Annotated in this window: 15 protein-coding genes; all 15 read right to left on the bottom strand. The window is 36.4% G+C overall.

What is annotated here, in order from left to right; translation table 11 throughout:
* The 15 genes from CN288_RS02660 to CN288_RS02585 all read right to left on the bottom strand — a co-directional run bounded on the left by CN288_RS02660 (position 1) and on the right by CN288_RS02585 (position 15,046).
* On the bottom strand, positions 1-969 hold the full coding sequence (locus CN288_RS02660; protein WP_026590016.1) for an aromatic acid exporter family protein: 969 nt from the start codon (positions 967-969) through the stop codon (positions 1-3).
* Positions 970-1,260: 291 nt separating this feature from the next.
* Entirely contained in the window at positions 1,261-1,983 is a 723-nt protein-coding gene (locus CN288_RS02655; protein ID WP_026590015.1) for an amino acid ABC transporter ATP-binding protein, read from the bottom strand.
* On the bottom strand, positions 1,976-2,635 hold the full coding sequence (locus CN288_RS02650) for an amino acid ABC transporter permease (protein WP_026590014.1): 660 nt from the start codon (positions 2,633-2,635) through the stop codon (positions 1,976-1,978). The genes CN288_RS02655 and CN288_RS02650 overlap by 8 nt, the downstream gene beginning before the upstream one ends.
* 37 nt (positions 2,636-2,672) lie before the next feature.
* Complete coding sequence (locus CN288_RS02645) at positions 2,673-3,452, bottom strand: transporter substrate-binding domain-containing protein (protein ID WP_098301779.1); 780 nt, start codon at positions 3,450-3,452, stop codon at positions 2,673-2,675.
* Between the two features lie 394 nt (positions 3,453-3,846).
* Complete coding sequence (locus CN288_RS02640; protein WP_139265493.1) at positions 3,847-4,260, bottom strand: BrxA/BrxB family bacilliredoxin; 414 nt, start codon at positions 4,258-4,260, stop codon at positions 3,847-3,849.
* 142 nt (positions 4,261-4,402) lie between these two features.
* Positions 4,403-4,810 (bottom strand): YjdF family protein, encoded by a 408-nt coding sequence (locus CN288_RS02635; RefSeq protein WP_090687432.1) that lies wholly within the window; start codon positions 4,808-4,810, stop codon positions 4,403-4,405.
* Between the two features lie 138 nt (positions 4,811-4,948).
* Positions 4,949-5,413, bottom strand: a complete 465-nt coding sequence (locus tag CN288_RS02630; RefSeq protein WP_026590010.1) for an NUDIX hydrolase — start codon at positions 5,411-5,413, stop codon at positions 4,949-4,951.
* 213 nt (positions 5,414-5,626) lie between these two features.
* Complete coding sequence (locus tag CN288_RS02625; RefSeq protein ID WP_026590009.1) at positions 5,627-6,331, bottom strand: DUF421 domain-containing protein; 705 nt, start codon at positions 6,329-6,331, stop codon at positions 5,627-5,629.
* 119 nt (positions 6,332-6,450) lie between these two features.
* On the bottom strand, positions 6,451-7,629 hold the full coding sequence (locus CN288_RS02620) for an FtsW/RodA/SpoVE family cell cycle protein (RefSeq protein WP_026590008.1): 1,179 nt from the start codon (positions 7,627-7,629) through the stop codon (positions 6,451-6,453).
* A 345-nt stretch (positions 7,630-7,974) separates the two neighbouring features.
* Complete coding sequence (locus CN288_RS02610) at positions 7,975-9,288, bottom strand: dihydrolipoamide acetyltransferase family protein (RefSeq protein ID WP_098301778.1); 1,314 nt, start codon at positions 9,286-9,288, stop codon at positions 7,975-7,977.
* Between the two features lie 15 nt (positions 9,289-9,303).
* The gene (gene bfmBAB, locus CN288_RS02605; RefSeq protein WP_026590006.1) at positions 9,304-10,287 is read right to left on the bottom strand and encodes a 3-methyl-2-oxobutanoate dehydrogenase subunit beta; all 984 of its coding nucleotides are present in this window, start codon (positions 10,285-10,287) and stop codon (positions 9,304-9,306) included.
* Between the two features lie 13 nt (positions 10,288-10,300).
* Complete coding sequence (bfmBAA, locus tag CN288_RS02600; protein WP_026590005.1) at positions 10,301-11,302, bottom strand: 3-methyl-2-oxobutanoate dehydrogenase subunit alpha; 1,002 nt, start codon at positions 11,300-11,302, stop codon at positions 10,301-10,303.
* Between the two features lie 26 nt (positions 11,303-11,328).
* Complete coding sequence (gene lpdA / locus CN288_RS02595; RefSeq protein WP_090687442.1) at positions 11,329-12,750, bottom strand: dihydrolipoyl dehydrogenase; 1,422 nt, start codon at positions 12,748-12,750, stop codon at positions 11,329-11,331.
* Between the two features lie 4 nt (positions 12,751-12,754).
* Positions 12,755-13,858 (bottom strand): butyrate kinase, encoded by a 1,104-nt coding sequence (buk, locus tag CN288_RS02590; protein WP_026590003.1) that lies wholly within the window; start codon positions 13,856-13,858, stop codon positions 12,755-12,757.
* An 87-nt stretch (positions 13,859-13,945) separates the two neighbouring features.
* The gene (locus CN288_RS02585; RefSeq protein WP_098301777.1) at positions 13,946-15,046 is read right to left on the bottom strand and encodes a leucine dehydrogenase; all 1,101 of its coding nucleotides are present in this window, start codon (positions 15,044-15,046) and stop codon (positions 13,946-13,948) included.
* Between the last annotated feature and the right edge of the window lie 23 nt (positions 15,047-15,069).

Below are 15,069 nucleotides of genomic sequence, written 5' to 3'. Positions count from 1 at the left end.
CTATATAAGTTCTTTCACATTATCCTTCCCTTTAAACCTACTTTTAATGAGTAAATATTGCTCCATTTCATAAACAAGTTGAACAAGCTTCGCACGCATTTCAAATTCTTCACGGGTCTCAGGAAGTGGCATTTCCCTAAAAATCTCTCGCATTTCTTGTAATTGTCTAAGTGAAATAAGCCCCGTACTTTCAGGACGAATTGAGTTCCCAACGTTTTCAATCATTTCCGCAATCATATCTGATTGTTCATATGACCACGATAATGAGGCTGCAAGTGGCATAATCCGCTCCAAAATTTCAAATTGCTGCATACGCATATCAAAATATCGATAATAATAATCATCTTCTCGCATAAATTGATTTTCAAGCTTTTTGAAAGACAGCTCTTTTGCTTGCTTCAAAATGTTCTCTGTTTCAATTAATTCTTTTCCAGACCATGCGCTATCCCGATTTCGTAAATATACAGCCATCTCAAATAAAATCGTTTTAAAATTCCATTCTACTTTTTCTTGATAGCCTTTTAATTTTTTTTCTGCACTTGGCATATACATATTTACTAACAAAGCCACACTAATCCCAATTGTTAAAACAGCTACTTCATTTCCAATCGCTGCCCATGTGATATGTTTTAATGAATATAAATGCATAACAATAACTGAACTTGTAACAATTCCTTCTTGAATCTTAAACATAACAGCTGTCGGAATAAAAGTAAGAAGTAACAAACTAATTGCAAGCGGCGTATAACCGATTGTTTCAAAAATACAAAATGAGAATGCCATTGATAACAAACAGGCCAAAAATCGATGTAAAGAGACTTGAAGTGATTTCCACTTCGTATTTTGTACACACAAAATAACCAAAATCCCCGCAGAACTATAAAATTCCAACCCGAATAGCTGGGCAATAAAAACTGCTACACCTGTTCCAACTGCTGTTTTCACTGTACGATATCCAATTCTAAACATATCATTGCTCCTATACATTCATTCTAATTTCCCAGCATATAAGTCACGGCTATGAAAATAAAAAGGTCTCTCCACTCATTTTCTCCCTTTGTTTTCACGTGGCATGGGGATAAAAAAGCAATGACCGATTCTATGCAAGGGCTGACGCTCTCTTCTCCCTAAAAGAAAAGGTTTTATATTATTTTTTCAATCTGTATTTATATATATGTATACAGGTAGTTACAGTAAGTATAAAAAAAGGATGACAAACTGTCATCCTTTTCTCCTTATTATTCACGTAACTTTTACATGTTACAATATTTTTTGTAAAAATTCTTGCGCCCGCTTGCTCTTTGGCTCTGTAAAAAACTGTTCTGGGTGTGTATCTTCAACAAGTTTACCACCATCTAAAAAGAGCACACGATCAGCTACTTCTTTCGCAAAACCCATCTCATGTGTCACAATTGCCATCGTCATTCCAGTAGTCACTAAAGATTTCATTACTTCTAATACTTCCTTTACCATTTCAGGATCAAGTGCAGATGTTGGTTCATCAAATAGCATAACTTCTGGCTCCATTGCCAAAGCTCTGGCAATTGCAACACGCTGCTTTTGTCCGCCTGAAAGACGATTTGGATACGCGTCCTTTTTATCGAGCAACCCTACTTTTTCAAGAAGCTCCTTTGCCTTTTTCTCCGCTTCCTGTTTTGTCACTCCTTTTACATTTACTGGTGCATACGTAATATTTTCTAATACAGTCATATGAGGGAATAAGTGAAAATGTTGAAACACCATACCAACATTTTCGCGAACATGCATAATATTCGTTTTTGGGTTAGTCACTTCGGCATTACCAATCCAAATGTTACCACTTGTAGGTGTTTCTAGTATGTTCATACAACGTAAAAATGTTGATTTCCCCGATCCAGACGGTCCAACAATGGCAACAACTTCGCCTTTTTCAATTGTTGTTGTAATGCCTTTTAATACTTCATTTTGTCCAAATGATTTATGAAGGTTTTCAACTTTAATCACTTTTCTTCATTCTCCCTTCAATTGCTTTCCCAACAAACGTAAGAATAATTACTAAAATATAGTAAACAAGTCCGACAAATAATAGCGGTTCAAGGTATTTAAACGTTTCACCACCTACAATATAAGCACGGCGCATTAAATCTGTAGCACCAATTACCGTTACTACTGCTGACTCTTTTGTAAGTGTTGCAAACTCATTCACAAGCGCTGGTAATATATTTTTTAATGCTTGTGGCAAAATAATATTTCTCATCATTTTTCCATACGGAACACCTAATGCCATCGCAGCTTCTGTCTGTCCTTTATCAACTGCTTGAATACCTGCACGAATTATCTCTGACATATATGCACCAGAATTTAAACTAAATGCAAGTACTGCTGCTAAAAATGCAGGTATATCATATCCAATCATTTGCGGGACACCGAAATAAATAATCATTAATTGCAAAACGAGCGGTGTACCACGAAATATCGATGTATATAAATCAGCGGCGATATTTAATACTCTTATTCTAGCAATTTTGCAAAGTGCTAATAGCGTTCCGAGCATAAAACCAGCTATAGCAGATACTGCTACAATTTTCAGTGTAACTTCTAGACCCTTTAATATATATGGTATCGACGGAGTAATTGCCGAAAAATCTAAGTTCATCTTTTGTCATTCCTCTCACAGAAAATAGAAAGGCAGCTTACTTTCCGCTGCCAAACCATTTCTTCACTAATTTATCCATTTCACCATTCTCTTGCATTTTCTTAATTACTTTATTAAATTCTGCTGTTTTATCACTATTTTTCGGAAGGGCAATTGCTGCTCCTACTTCTTCTGGAGCTTCCTTGATTTCAATTCCTTGTAAATCTTTTATTTTGTCTAAATAATTTTTAGCAACTGTATCTTCTATAATGGCAGCGTCAAAGCGTCCAGCCTGAATTTCTTGTACAATTTCTGGTATACGGTCACGACCTTCCGCCTGGAAGGTCACTTGTTTTTTGAAGTCGTTTGCTTTTTCTTCTTGAATAGAACCTGTTTGTACTCCTACTTTTTTATCTTTTAAATCTTGTAATGATTTAATACCAGAATCCTTTTTCGAAACGATCATGTTTTTAGCAACAAAATATATATCTGTAAAATCGGCATTCTTCTTACGATCTGGATTTGGTGTCATACCTGCCATAACAAAATCAACTTTTCCTGAGCTAAGAGATGCTAGCAATCCCCCAAAATCCATATCCTTTATTTTCACTTCATAACCAAGTTCTTTTCCAATATATTTTGCAATATCTACATCAAAACCGATAATTTCATCACTCTTGGAAGCTTCTACATATTCATAAGGTTTATAGTCTGCTGAAGTTCCCATAATAAGTACTTTCTTATTTTTATTCGCTTCTTTTGTTTCTCCCTTACTACAAGCACTAAACATACTTACGATTAAAATAAGTGCAAATGAAATTGATAATAACTTCTTCATGTTTCTTCCCCCTAATAATGTATATTTAAAAGTTTTATAGAATTTTTATTCGATGTTTGTATTGTATCAACGTTTTTATTTTTATGCAATAATTAAAATAAAAATAAATAATGTTTTTAATTATAATCAATATCCAATATGTTTTTTATGTATATTTTTTTGCATAATACATGTTTTTTATGTATATTCTCTTTCATGATATGCAACTAAGAATAAAGAAATTCAAATTCTATTAACCATTAAAGTGAGATTTTTCTACATATCCTTTCAATATGTGAAACTTCTAGCAAAAAGGAAATTTTTCTACTCCCCATCTTCCTCGTTTCACTCTAATTAGCAAGATACAAAAAAAACGGTACAAACACATAAGTGTCTGTACCGTTTTTTCATTCTATTAAATCTCTTCACAATTCTCTTCAAAATACGATTGTAATTTTGCAATAACTTGCATTGGATCGTGACCTTCAATTTCATGGCGTTCAACCATCGTTACAATCTTTCCATCTTTTAATAATGCGAAAGACGGAGAAGATGGTGGATATCCTTCAAAATATTCACGTGCACGTGCTGTTGCCTCTTTGTCCTGACCTGCAAATACTGTTACAAGTTGATTTGGACGTTTATCATAGTGTACGGAATGTGCAGCAGCAGGGCGAGCAATACCACCTGCACAACCACATACTGAGTTTATCATTACAAGCGTTGTGCCCTCTTTTTTGAACGCTTCATCGACCGCTTCTGTTGTTGTTAATTCTGTATATCCAGCGGAAACAATTTCCTCACGCGCTTGACGGACAACATCATTCATAAAAAAGTTAAAGTTAATCAATGTTTTCCCTCCTCTAGATCTATCTATTTGTATCTTACCAGTTACTGTTTCAGAAGTACAAGTAAACTTACTTTTGTGTATAAATAAAACGTCTTAGAACAAGTGTCCTAAGACGTTTCTCTTAATGTCCACGATGCTTTTGTTTTGCTTTTTGCACTTTGATAAGACGTTTTTTCTGCTTTTCTGCTTCACGCTGTTCCTTAGATTGCACTCTTTTTTCCTGCTTATGCAATTCATAAGATAAACTAATTGCTTCTTGTGCTTTCGTAAAGCGCTTTGTATGCATTTCTTTCGCAGCTTCTCTTATGATACGCTTTATATTTTTTGGACGCTGTTTCTCTTTCACTTTAACACCACATCTGGCAAAGTGATTAAAATACTTTAGCATCATACCATTTACAAACAAAAGTATCTCTTCATCTGATGGCTCAGCACCAAAAATATACCTCGCTGCATACAAAGTTCCTTTATGTGTGTTCTCAATCATTCCTACAAAAAATTGACCATCATGATATACTGTCAAATCCATTCGACAGCCCCTCCTTAGAAAAAATTAGAAATACTGGACATCCCGGAGGGGAAGGTTACTGACATACTAGTATGCGCCTGGACTACCAACCAGAACTGTGTTTTTGCATTTCTATATCCATTATACATCATTTTTACTTCATTTAACTCTTTTTCCTATATTTTCATATACTTCAATCATTTTTTTATGCGAACCTACAATATAATCTGGTAATCCTGTAATTGGAAAGAATTTAAGTTGAACTGCTTCCTCTTTATTGACAGATAGCAACCCTTCATATTCATTTGTATAATAAGCCGTCGTTACGGATTGAAATTCATCACCATTCGCTAATTTTATAAAGTAATTCGCTCCAGAGAACACATTAATGAGCTTTAAATTTTTTACATGAATCCCTGCTTCTTCATATACTTCACGGCAAGCTGTTTCTTCTGGTGATTCTCCAAGTTCCATCAAACCGCCAAGTAATCCCCATTTTCCATACGGTTCTGTTCGTTGTTGTAGCAAAACATGTCCATCTTCATTCAATACGAGAACAACAGCACCAACTAAAATTAAAGGGCGATGACCAACTACTTTCCGTAATTCTTCTACATATCCCATCAAAACAAACCCTTCTTTTTTTATTTCGTTGTCCACACTATTGTATCATATGCAAGAAATGGTAAAATGCCATATTTTTTACTTTTTTATAAAGTAAAACTTTAATCAGTGGAGTTTTTCTCCCTCCCCAGTAATAATTCATTTTCATCAATTAGGCTTTTACGAGCAGCACATTCCCCCACCTAACTTTTTTTCTTTCCTTGCATTTTAATCTTAAACGCTAGACAAAATATTGATTTGTTCATTTTCATCTATAGTTGCTAATTGAATCAATTCAATTGATACTTTTTTTGATAATTCCTCCTTTGCCCATCTTTCCGTTTTCCCCAATAAAGTGAGCACATCCTTTTGAATTTTCCCGTCTTTTACAAGAATAAATGAAATAGGTGATTTTTTACCAGCTACTTTCATATCCTGCCGAGATACCGTTTCATATTCTGGATACTGAAATACCGAAACAACACCACTTGCTTCCCATAATGCTAATCTTATCGTTTTAATATCACTAGCACTTTGTAAGCGTAATTCAGAGAATAAATACTCTACTGTAATTCTTGCTTTTTTCAAATTATTAAAATCAATTGACCCATTATGTATAAGTATAATGGGCGATGGTTCTAAAAAGCGTCTCCATCGATCCCATTTCAACGCTAAAATCGAACTGACAATATAAAGAACAATGAGCATACATGTTGTAATCATCGATCCGAGTAAACCGACTCTTTCATCGGATAGTGCGTTAGAGAGATTCCCTTCCAACAATAGCACTAATACGACATCCAAAAAACGAAGCTGTGCAATGGAGCGTTGTCCCATTGCTTTAGCAACAAAAATTAAAAAAATATACGCTATGATAGCTCGAATCATCCATTCTATATAAGAAAGATGATGTGCCCCATTCAAAATATGCATATGCATGAATTTGCACTCCTTAATCATCACAAACTTTCACACTCCCTTTAGTTTGTGATGATTAAGAGCATCTATACAAAAAAGACCGATTCGCATGAAAACGAATCAGCCTTTTTACATAAAAATTAACTAACTGAAAACATATACTTTTTATAAGTTTTCCGCACCGATAAAACGAGCCCCATCATCATCATATTCGAGAATAAGGAACTTCCTCCATATGATAAAAACGGAAGCGCAATTCCTTTTACCGGCATTAATCCAACGATCATACCAACATTTTGGAAGATTTGTAGTGTTAAAACACCAATTATTCCTGCACATAATAATGTACCGAACAAATTATCTGCTGAATACCCAATTATAATTGTTCGATATAAAAGAAGAAGGAACATAAATACAATAAAAGCTGCAATTAAAAATCCACCTTCTTCAGCAATTGTAGCAAAAATGAAATCGGTATGCTTTTCGGGAATGTAGACACTTCCATATCCAAATCCTTTTCCATCCATTCCTCCACTACCCACCGCTAAAATTGATTGTTGTGTTTGATAACCTTGATCTGCGTGCTCAAATGGATCTAGCCATCCCAAAATTCGTGACTGTTGATGTGGCTTTAGTAAAGCAACCAATTTGTTGAAAAAAATATCTGGGTATTTCAAAAATATAAATACTAATGTGGACAATATGGTCAGTGGAATAACTGTACATATTGCAATTAACTTCTTTTGAATACCTGACATAAACAAAATACATGCGATCCCTGCAGCATATAGGAAAACCATCCCTGTATCAGGCTGACTATATACAATTAAAGCAGGTGGAATCGATACTAAAATAATTTTACCTACTAATATTAAATCCGTTTGAAAAGTTCGTACCATATATTTCGCATTATGCTTCACCGCTAAACTGGCAACTAAAATAAGCAACGCAATTTTGAAAAACTCTGATGGCTGAATTGCCCCAAGGACAGGGACACGAAACCATCTTTTTGCACCTAATATTTCAGGTGTTAAACCTTTAAATGGTGAAATCTTAAGTATGATAATAGAAGCAAATCCAACAATATACAATGGCCACGCTAATTTTTGCAACTGATCTAAATCAATACTTGCAACAAGTAGTAATAACACAATACCTATTATATAGTTAATCCCTTGTTTCATTGCAAAGTTCGCAGCTCCATATTGCCCTGTTTGTTGACTGCTATATATGGCAGCTATACTTGTAATGCATAAGACACACAAAATTAAAATTAATTTTACATCTAAACTTTTTAGAAACTCGGTACTTCTCTTCATGACACCCTCCTGAAACATTGTTAAGGCAAAATAAAAAATCAGGAGTCAATACGCTTCATGTTTTGACGGCTGATTGCACATTAATCTATAAAATACTTATATAGAATAACTTTCTTTTTCAAACAATACAATACATTATACTACAGTTTCGTCAGTAAGATTTGCCAAAAAAGGATTCTTTTTTTATTGTATATCTATATACTGAATATCAGCAATGTATTTTCATAAATTTATAACACATTGTTATTCATTGTCAGATTAATGGAAGGCATTTTTTATTGTGGAATACAAAGTGAAGAAGTATATCTTTTCTAAAGCAAAAAGCTCGCAGACGCGAGCTTTTTATTAATATACAGATGTATTATCCGCTGATACATTTTCAAGAATTTCTTTTACACGTCCTAAGAATTTACCACAAATCAAACCATCAAGTACGCGGTGATCAAGTGATAGACATAAGTTAACCATGTCACGTGCACCAAACATGCCATTATCCATAATTACTGGACGTTTTACAATAGATTCTACTTGTAAAATCGCAGCTTGTGGATAATTAATAATTCCCATGGACTGAACAGATCCAAATGATCCTGTGTTATTAATTGTAAATGTACCGCCTTGCATTTCGTCTGCTTTCAATGATTTTGTACGGACTTTTCCTGCAAGTTCTGTAATTTCACGAGCAATGCCTTTAATTGTTTTCTCATCTGCTTGTTTAATAACAGGTACAAATAACTCATCTTCTGTTGCAACTGCGATAGAAAGGTTAATATCCTTCTTCTGAACGATTTTATCGCCAGCCCACATTGAATTAATTTGCGGGTACTCTTTCAATGCTTGTGCAACTGCTTTTACAAAGAATGCAAAGAATGTTAAATTGAAACCTTCGCGCTTTTTGAATTCGCCTTTGATTGAATTACGGTATGATACAAGATTTGTTACATCTACTTCAATCATCATCCATGCGTGCGGTGCTTCATGTTTGCTACGCAGCATATTCGCAGCAATTGCTTTACGCACACCTGTTACCGGAATTTCGATATCTCCAGGTACTGTCGGTACAGATACTGGTTTTGCCGCTTCTGCTTTTGGTGCTGGCGTAGCTGATTTTGGTGCCTCCTGTAGTTTTGGTACAGAGACAGGTGCCTCTTCTTTCTTTGCCCCAACTACCGGGATGTTACCAGATTCAACTAGCTTTAAAATATCTTTACGTGTGATACGGCCATTTGCCCCCGTACCTTCCACTGCATCTAAATCAATATTATGTTCACCTGCAAGTTTTAATACAGCTGGTGAGAAACGTGGTTTGCCATCAGTTGGTTGCTTCATTTTTGGTGCTTTTTCAGATGAAGCTACTTCTACTTTTGGTTCCTCTTTTGTTTTCTCTTCTACAGTCGTGGCAGCTACTTCATCTGCTCCTTCTACTTGAATTACACAAACAACTTCACCTACAGCCAGTGTATCACCTTCACCAGCGATTAACTCTTTCACAATTCCAGTGAAAGAAGATGGCACTTCTGCATTTACTTTATCTGTCATTACTTCTGCAAGCGGATCATATTTATTTACATGATCGCCAACATTTACGAGCCATTTACTAATTGTACCTTCTGTTACACTTTCCCCAAGCTGAGGCATTGTAATATTTTCTACAGCCATGTATAGTCCCCCCGATTAAAATTCCGCAAGTTCACGCATTGCTTTTTCAACTTTATCTGGATTTACCATAAAGAATTTTTCCATTGTTGGTGCATATGGCATTGCTGGAACGTCTGGACCTGCAAGACGTGCAATTGGTGCATCTAAATCGAATAAGCAATTTTCTGCAATAATTGCTGCTACTTCACTTATGATGCTTCCTTCTTTATTATCTTCTGTTACAAGAAGAACTTTACCAGTTTTTGAAGCTGCTTCAATAATCGCTTCTTTATCTAATGGATACACAGTACGTAAATCAAGAATGTGAGCAGAAATGCCATCTTTCGCTAATTTTTCAGCAGCTTGAAGGGCAAAGTGAACACATAATCCATATGTGATGACCGTAATATCATCACCTTCACGTTTTACATCTGCCTTTCCGATTGGTAATACATAATCGTCCTCTGGTACTTCGCCTTTAATTAAACGATATGCACGTTTATGTTCAAAGAATAGTACTGGATCTTCATCACGAATTGCTGCTTTTAATAACCCTTTTGCATCATATGGTGTAGAAGGAATGACAATTTTTAAACCTGGTTGATTTGCGAACATTGCTTCTACAGACTGCGAATGATATAACGCACCATGAACACCGCCACCAAATGGTGCACGTATAGTAACTGGACAAGTCCAGTCGTTATTAGAACGGTAACGAATTTTCGCTGCCTCAGAAACAATTTGGTTTACTGCCGGCATAATGAAATCAGCAAATTGCATTTCAGCAATTGGACGCATTCCGTACATTGCCGCACCAATTGCTACCCCAGCAATTGCAGATTCTGCAAGCGGTGTATCAAGGGCACGATCTTCACCAAATTGATCATACAATCCAGTTGTCGCTTTAAATACGCCACCTTTTTTACCAACGTCTTCTCCTAATACAAATACTTTCTCATCGCGTTCCATTTCCTCGCGCATCGCTAATGTAATCGCGTCAATATAAGACATTACAGCCATGAAACGTTCCCCCCTATTCTGCGTATACGTGCTTCAATGCGTCTTCAGGTGCTGCATACGGAGCATTTTCTGCATATTCTGTAGCTTCGTTTACGATATGCATAATTTCATCTAACAGTTGTTTTTCAGATTCCTCTGTTAACACGCCAACTTCCTTTAAATAAGCAGCAAATGTAAAGATTGAATCTTTTTTCTTTGCCTCTTCTACTTCTTCTTTATCACGATATACACGATCATCGTCATCACTAGAGTGTGCTGTCAAACGATATGATACCGTTTCAATTAAAGTTGGACCTTCACCTCTGCGGCCACGATCAGCTGCTTCTTTTACAGCTTTATATACTGCAAGTGGATCATTTCCGTCTACTGTATATCCTGGCATACCATAACCAATCGCACGATCTGATACATTCTTACATGCTAATTGCTTTTCAACAGGAATAGAAATTGCATATTTGTTATTCTCACACATGAAAATAACAGGCAATTTGTGTACACCAGCAAAGTTTGCACCTTCGTGGAAGTCACCCTGGTTAGAAGAACCTTCACCAAATGTTACAAACGTTACTAAATCTTTCTTCTCCATCTTTCCAGCTAAAGCAATACCAACTGCATGCGGTACTTGCGTTGTAACTGGAGACGATCCTGTCACAATACGGTTTTTCTTTTGACCGAAGTGACCAGGCATTTGACGGCCACCAGAGTTTGGGTCTCCTGCTTTTGCAAAGCCAGATAACATAAGCTCTTTTGCTGTCATACCAAATGCTAGTACTACACCCATATCACGATAATATGGCAATGCATAATCTTTTTCGCGATCAAGTGCAAATGCTGCACCTACTTGCGCAGCTTCCTGTCCTTGACAAGAAATTACGAATGGAATTTTCCCTGCACGGTTTAATAACCACATACGTTCGTCAATTTTACGTGCAAGTAACATCGTACGATACATTTCTAATACTTGCTCATCACTTAAGCCAAGTTCTTCATGGCGCTTTTCTTTTACTTCTGCCATTTTTATAACCTCCTAAATCCACATTTTTATGCGTGTAACGCTTTTCCATCTACTGCTAACGCAGCTTCACCAATCGCTTCTGATAATGATGGATGCGGATGAATTGTATGTGCCACTTCCCAAGGTGTTGCATCAAGCACTCTTGCAAGACCTGCTTCAGAAATCATATCCGTTACATGTGGACCAATCATATGAACACCAAGAATATCATTTGTTTCTTCATCAACTACAAGTTTGACAAAGCCATCTGATTCGCCATATACAAGCGCTTTTCCTATTGCACGGAATGAGAATTTACCTACTTTTAATTTATAACCTTTTTCTTTTGCTTCTTGTTCCGTTAAACCAACAGAAGCTACTTCTGGACTACTGTATACACATTTCGATACCATAGAGTAATCGATTGGCATAACCTCTTTACCAGCTATATGTTCTACAGCAACAATACCTTCATGAGAAGCAACGTGTGCAAGCTGTAAGCCGCCGATTACATCACCAATTGCATAAATATGTGATTCTTTCGTTTGATAAAATTCATTTGTTTGAATGTATCCTTTTTCTACGACAATTTCTGTATTCTCTAAACCGATATTTTGTGTATTCGCTTGTCTTCCTACAGATACAAGCATTTTTTCTGCCTTGAATTCTTTATTTTCACCATTGTGTTCTGCTTGAATTGCTACTCCATTATCTTTTACCAATGTTTCTGGTAATACTTTTGCACCCGTCACTACTTTAATACCTTTTTTCTTGAATAGACGTTGCATTTCTTTAGAAACATCTTGATCCTCAAGCGGCAGGACATGTTTTGCATATTCTAAAACAGTAACTTCTACACCGAAGTCAGCAAGCATAGATGCCCATTCAATCCCGATTACACCGCCGCCCACAATAATAATGGACTTCGGAAGTGTTTCCATTTTTAAAGCATGATCTGATGACATTACATATTCTCCATCTAATTCTAAACCTGGTAATGAATTTGGACGAGATCCTGTTGCAATCAGAACATTTTTTGGAATAAGCATTTCATTCTCTTCACCACTTGCAAGTTCAACCGAAATGGTTCCTGGCATTGGAGAGAAGATAGAAGGTCCAAGGATTCGGCCGATACCTTCAAACACATCAATTTTACCTTGCTTCATTAAATGTTGAACACCTTTATGAAGCTGCGTTACAATTTTTTCTTTACGCTCTTGCACTTTTGCAAAGTTTAATTCTACATTGCTCGTTACAACGCCAAACTCTTCACTCTTTTTCGTAGTTGCATATACTTCAGCACTGCGTAGCAATGCTTTACTAGGGATACACCCTTTGTGTAAGCAAGTTCCGCCAAGATTATCTTTTTCAACAAGCGCTGTTTTTAGCCCTAATTGTGATGCACGAATGGCAGCAACATATCCACCAGTACCGCCGCCAACGATGACTAAATCATATTCTTTTGCCATTATCTCAACCCCTAGCTACCGTTTCTTTTTCTCGTACAACATACTCTTTTGGAGCTTCTTCCTCACGTAACACACGAAGCGCTCCTTCTGCTAATGCTTGTAATTCATCTTCTCCAGGATGTACAATGACATCTGCAATCCAATGAACACGCTCTTTAATTTCATCAACAAGGATTTTACTATATGCAAGTCCACCTGTTAAAACAATTGCATCGACTTTCCCATGAAGAACGGCACTTGCCCCACCAATTTCTTTTGCAACTTGGTACGCCATTGCTTTATAAATAAGTGTTGCCTCAGGATCACCTTTCTCAACCATGTTTTCAACCTTAATTGCATCATTTGTGCCAATGAGACTCACTAACCCGCCTTGTCCAACAATCTTTTTCATCATTTCATCGCGGTAATACTCACCAGAGAAACACATTTCAACTAACTGTCCAACTGGTACTGTTCCAGCACGTTCTGGACTAAATGGCCCTTCTCCGTTTAAGCCATTATTTACATCGATAACTTTTCCATTTTTATGAGCACCAACTGTAATCCCACCGCCCATATGAGCAATTAATAGGTTTAAGTCTTCATATTTACGATCAAGCTCTGCTGCAACCTTACGAGCTACCGCTTTTTGATTTAACGCATGAAAAATACTTTTCCGCTCCATGCCAGCTATTCCACTAATGCGTGCAATCGGTGCCATTTCATCAACAACAACTGGATCAACGATGAATGCCGGAATATTTAATCCAGAAGCGATTTCATATGCTAAAATCCCTCCAAGATTTGATGCATGATGACCGCTATATCCACTTTTCAAATCTTCTAACATCGATTCATTTACTGTATACGTACCACCTTCAATCGGACGAAGTAATCCCCCGCGGCCACAAACAGCGTTTAATTTTGAAATATTAATACCATGAGAATGAAGAACTTCTAAAATGGTTTCTTTTCGGAATTCATATTGATCAATAATTCGTTTATATTTCCCAATTTTATCTACATCATGACGAATCGTTTCTTCTAGAACAGGTCTTTCATTATCAAAAACACCTATTTTTGTTGATGTACTACCCGGATTAATAACAAGGATTCGATTTAAAGACAATGTTGCTACCTCCACCTTTAAATTCAAAAGGCAGTGGAAACCTCATAAGAGGTAACCACAGCTTTTGTAAAATTTATATATGATAGATTAGCGACGGCTAATAATGTTATGGCCGTTGCGTAAGAATGTACTACGTGTATTTTTTAAACTTGCAATACGCTCTTCAGCTAGACGATCTGCTGCAAGATAAGTTGGTACACCATCACGTTTTGAAATTTCAATTACTTTTGCAATTGTGTCATAAATAGATTCTACGCGTTTTAATGCACGTTCTCTATTGTATCCATATAACTCATCCGCTACGTTAATTACGCCGCCCGCATTAATTACATAATCCGGTGCATATACAATTCCCATTTCATGAATCGTATCGCCATGACGATCTTCTTTTAATTGGTTATTTGCAGAACCCGCAATTACTTTTGCTTTCAGTTGTGGAATTGTTTCATCATTCACTGTTGCCCCTAGTGCACATGGTGCGTAAATGTCACATTCTACACCGTAAATTTCGTTTGGCTCAACTGCTGTTGCACCAAATTCTTCTACTGCACGTTGTACTGCTTCTTTATTAATGTCTGTAACGATTAATTGTGCTCCCTCAGCATGTAAATGTTTGCATAAGTGATATGCTACATTTCCAACACCTTGAACAGCAATTACTTTTCCTTCTAAGCTATCTGTACCAAATGCTTCTTTTGCTGCTGCTTTCATACCACGGTAAACACCATAAGCAGTTACTGGAGATGGGTTACCAGAAGAACCGAATGAAGGTGAAATACCTGTTACAAAGTCAGTCTCTTCATGAATAATATCCATATCATCAACCGTTGTACCAACATCTTCTGCAGTAATATAACGACCGTTTAAGCCTTGGATATAACGTCCTAGCGCACGGAACATTGCTTCACTTTTATCTTTACGTGGGTCACCGATGATAACTGTTTTTGCACCACCTAAGTTTAAACCAGCTGCTGCGTTTTTATATGTCATCCCTTTTGCAAGACGCAATGCATCTTCAATCGCCGCTTCTTCAGAATCATATGTCCACATTCTTGTTCCACCAAGTGCCGGTCCAAGTGTTGTATCATGAATTGCAATGATTGCTTTTAATCCAGATTCTTTATCTTGACAAAATACTACTTGCTCATAATCATATTTTTCTAAGTATTCGAAGATTTCTAATGTCATTGTCATTTCCCCCTAATTGTTTT

The organism is Bacillus sp. AFS023182 (assembly GCF_002560575.1).
GTDB classification, from domain to species: domain Bacteria; phylum Bacillota; class Bacilli; order Bacillales; family Bacillaceae_G; genus Bacillus_A; species Bacillus_A arachidis.
This window is presented reverse-complemented; position numbering and strand designations above follow the sequence as displayed.

What these genes read in the sequence shown, in the direction of transcription:
- lpdA (WP_090687442.1), bottom strand. Translation starts at nt 12,750, where the DNA reads ATGGCAAAAGAATATGATTTAGTCATCGTTGGCGGCGGTACTGGTGGA.
- bfmBAA (WP_026590005.1), bottom strand. Translation starts at nt 11,302, where the DNA reads ATGGCAGAAGTAAAAGAAAAGCGCCATGAAGAACTTGGCTTAAGTGAT.
- CN288_RS02650 (WP_026590014.1), bottom strand. Translation starts at nt 2,635, where the DNA reads ATGAACTTAGATTTTTCGGCAATTACTCCGTCGATACCATATATATTA.
- CN288_RS02610 (WP_098301778.1), bottom strand. Translation starts at nt 9,288, where the DNA reads ATGGCTGTAGAAAATATTACAATGCCTCAGCTTGGGGAAAGTGTAACA.
- CN288_RS02660 (WP_026590016.1), bottom strand. Translation starts at nt 969, where the DNA reads ATGTTTAGAATTGGATATCGTACAGTGAAAACAGCAGTTGGAACAGGT.
- CN288_RS02640 (WP_139265493.1), bottom strand. Translation starts at nt 4,260, where the DNA reads ATGAATGATGTTGTCCGTCAAGCGCGTGAGGAAATTGTTTCCGCTGGA.
- CN288_RS02620 (WP_026590008.1), bottom strand. Translation starts at nt 7,629, where the DNA reads ATGAAGAGAAGTACCGAGTTTCTAAAAAGTTTAGATGTAAAATTAATT.
- CN288_RS02585 (WP_098301777.1), bottom strand. Translation starts at nt 15,046, where the DNA reads ATGACATTAGAAATCTTCGAATACTTAGAAAAATATGATTATGAGCAA.
- bfmBAB (WP_026590006.1), bottom strand. Translation starts at nt 10,287, where the DNA reads ATGGCTGTAATGTCTTATATTGACGCGATTACATTAGCGATGCGCGAG.
- CN288_RS02625 (WP_026590009.1), bottom strand. Translation starts at nt 6,331, where the DNA reads ATGCATATGCATATTTTGAATGGGGCACATCATCTTTCTTATATAGAA.
- CN288_RS02630 (WP_026590010.1), bottom strand. Translation starts at nt 5,413, where the DNA reads ATGGGATATGTAGAAGAATTACGGAAAGTAGTTGGTCATCGCCCTTTA.
- CN288_RS02635 (WP_090687432.1), bottom strand. Translation starts at nt 4,810, where the DNA reads ATGGATTTGACAGTATATCATGATGGTCAATTTTTTGTAGGAATGATT.
- CN288_RS02645 (WP_098301779.1), bottom strand. Translation starts at nt 3,452, where the DNA reads ATGAAGAAGTTATTATCAATTTCATTTGCACTTATTTTAATCGTAAGT.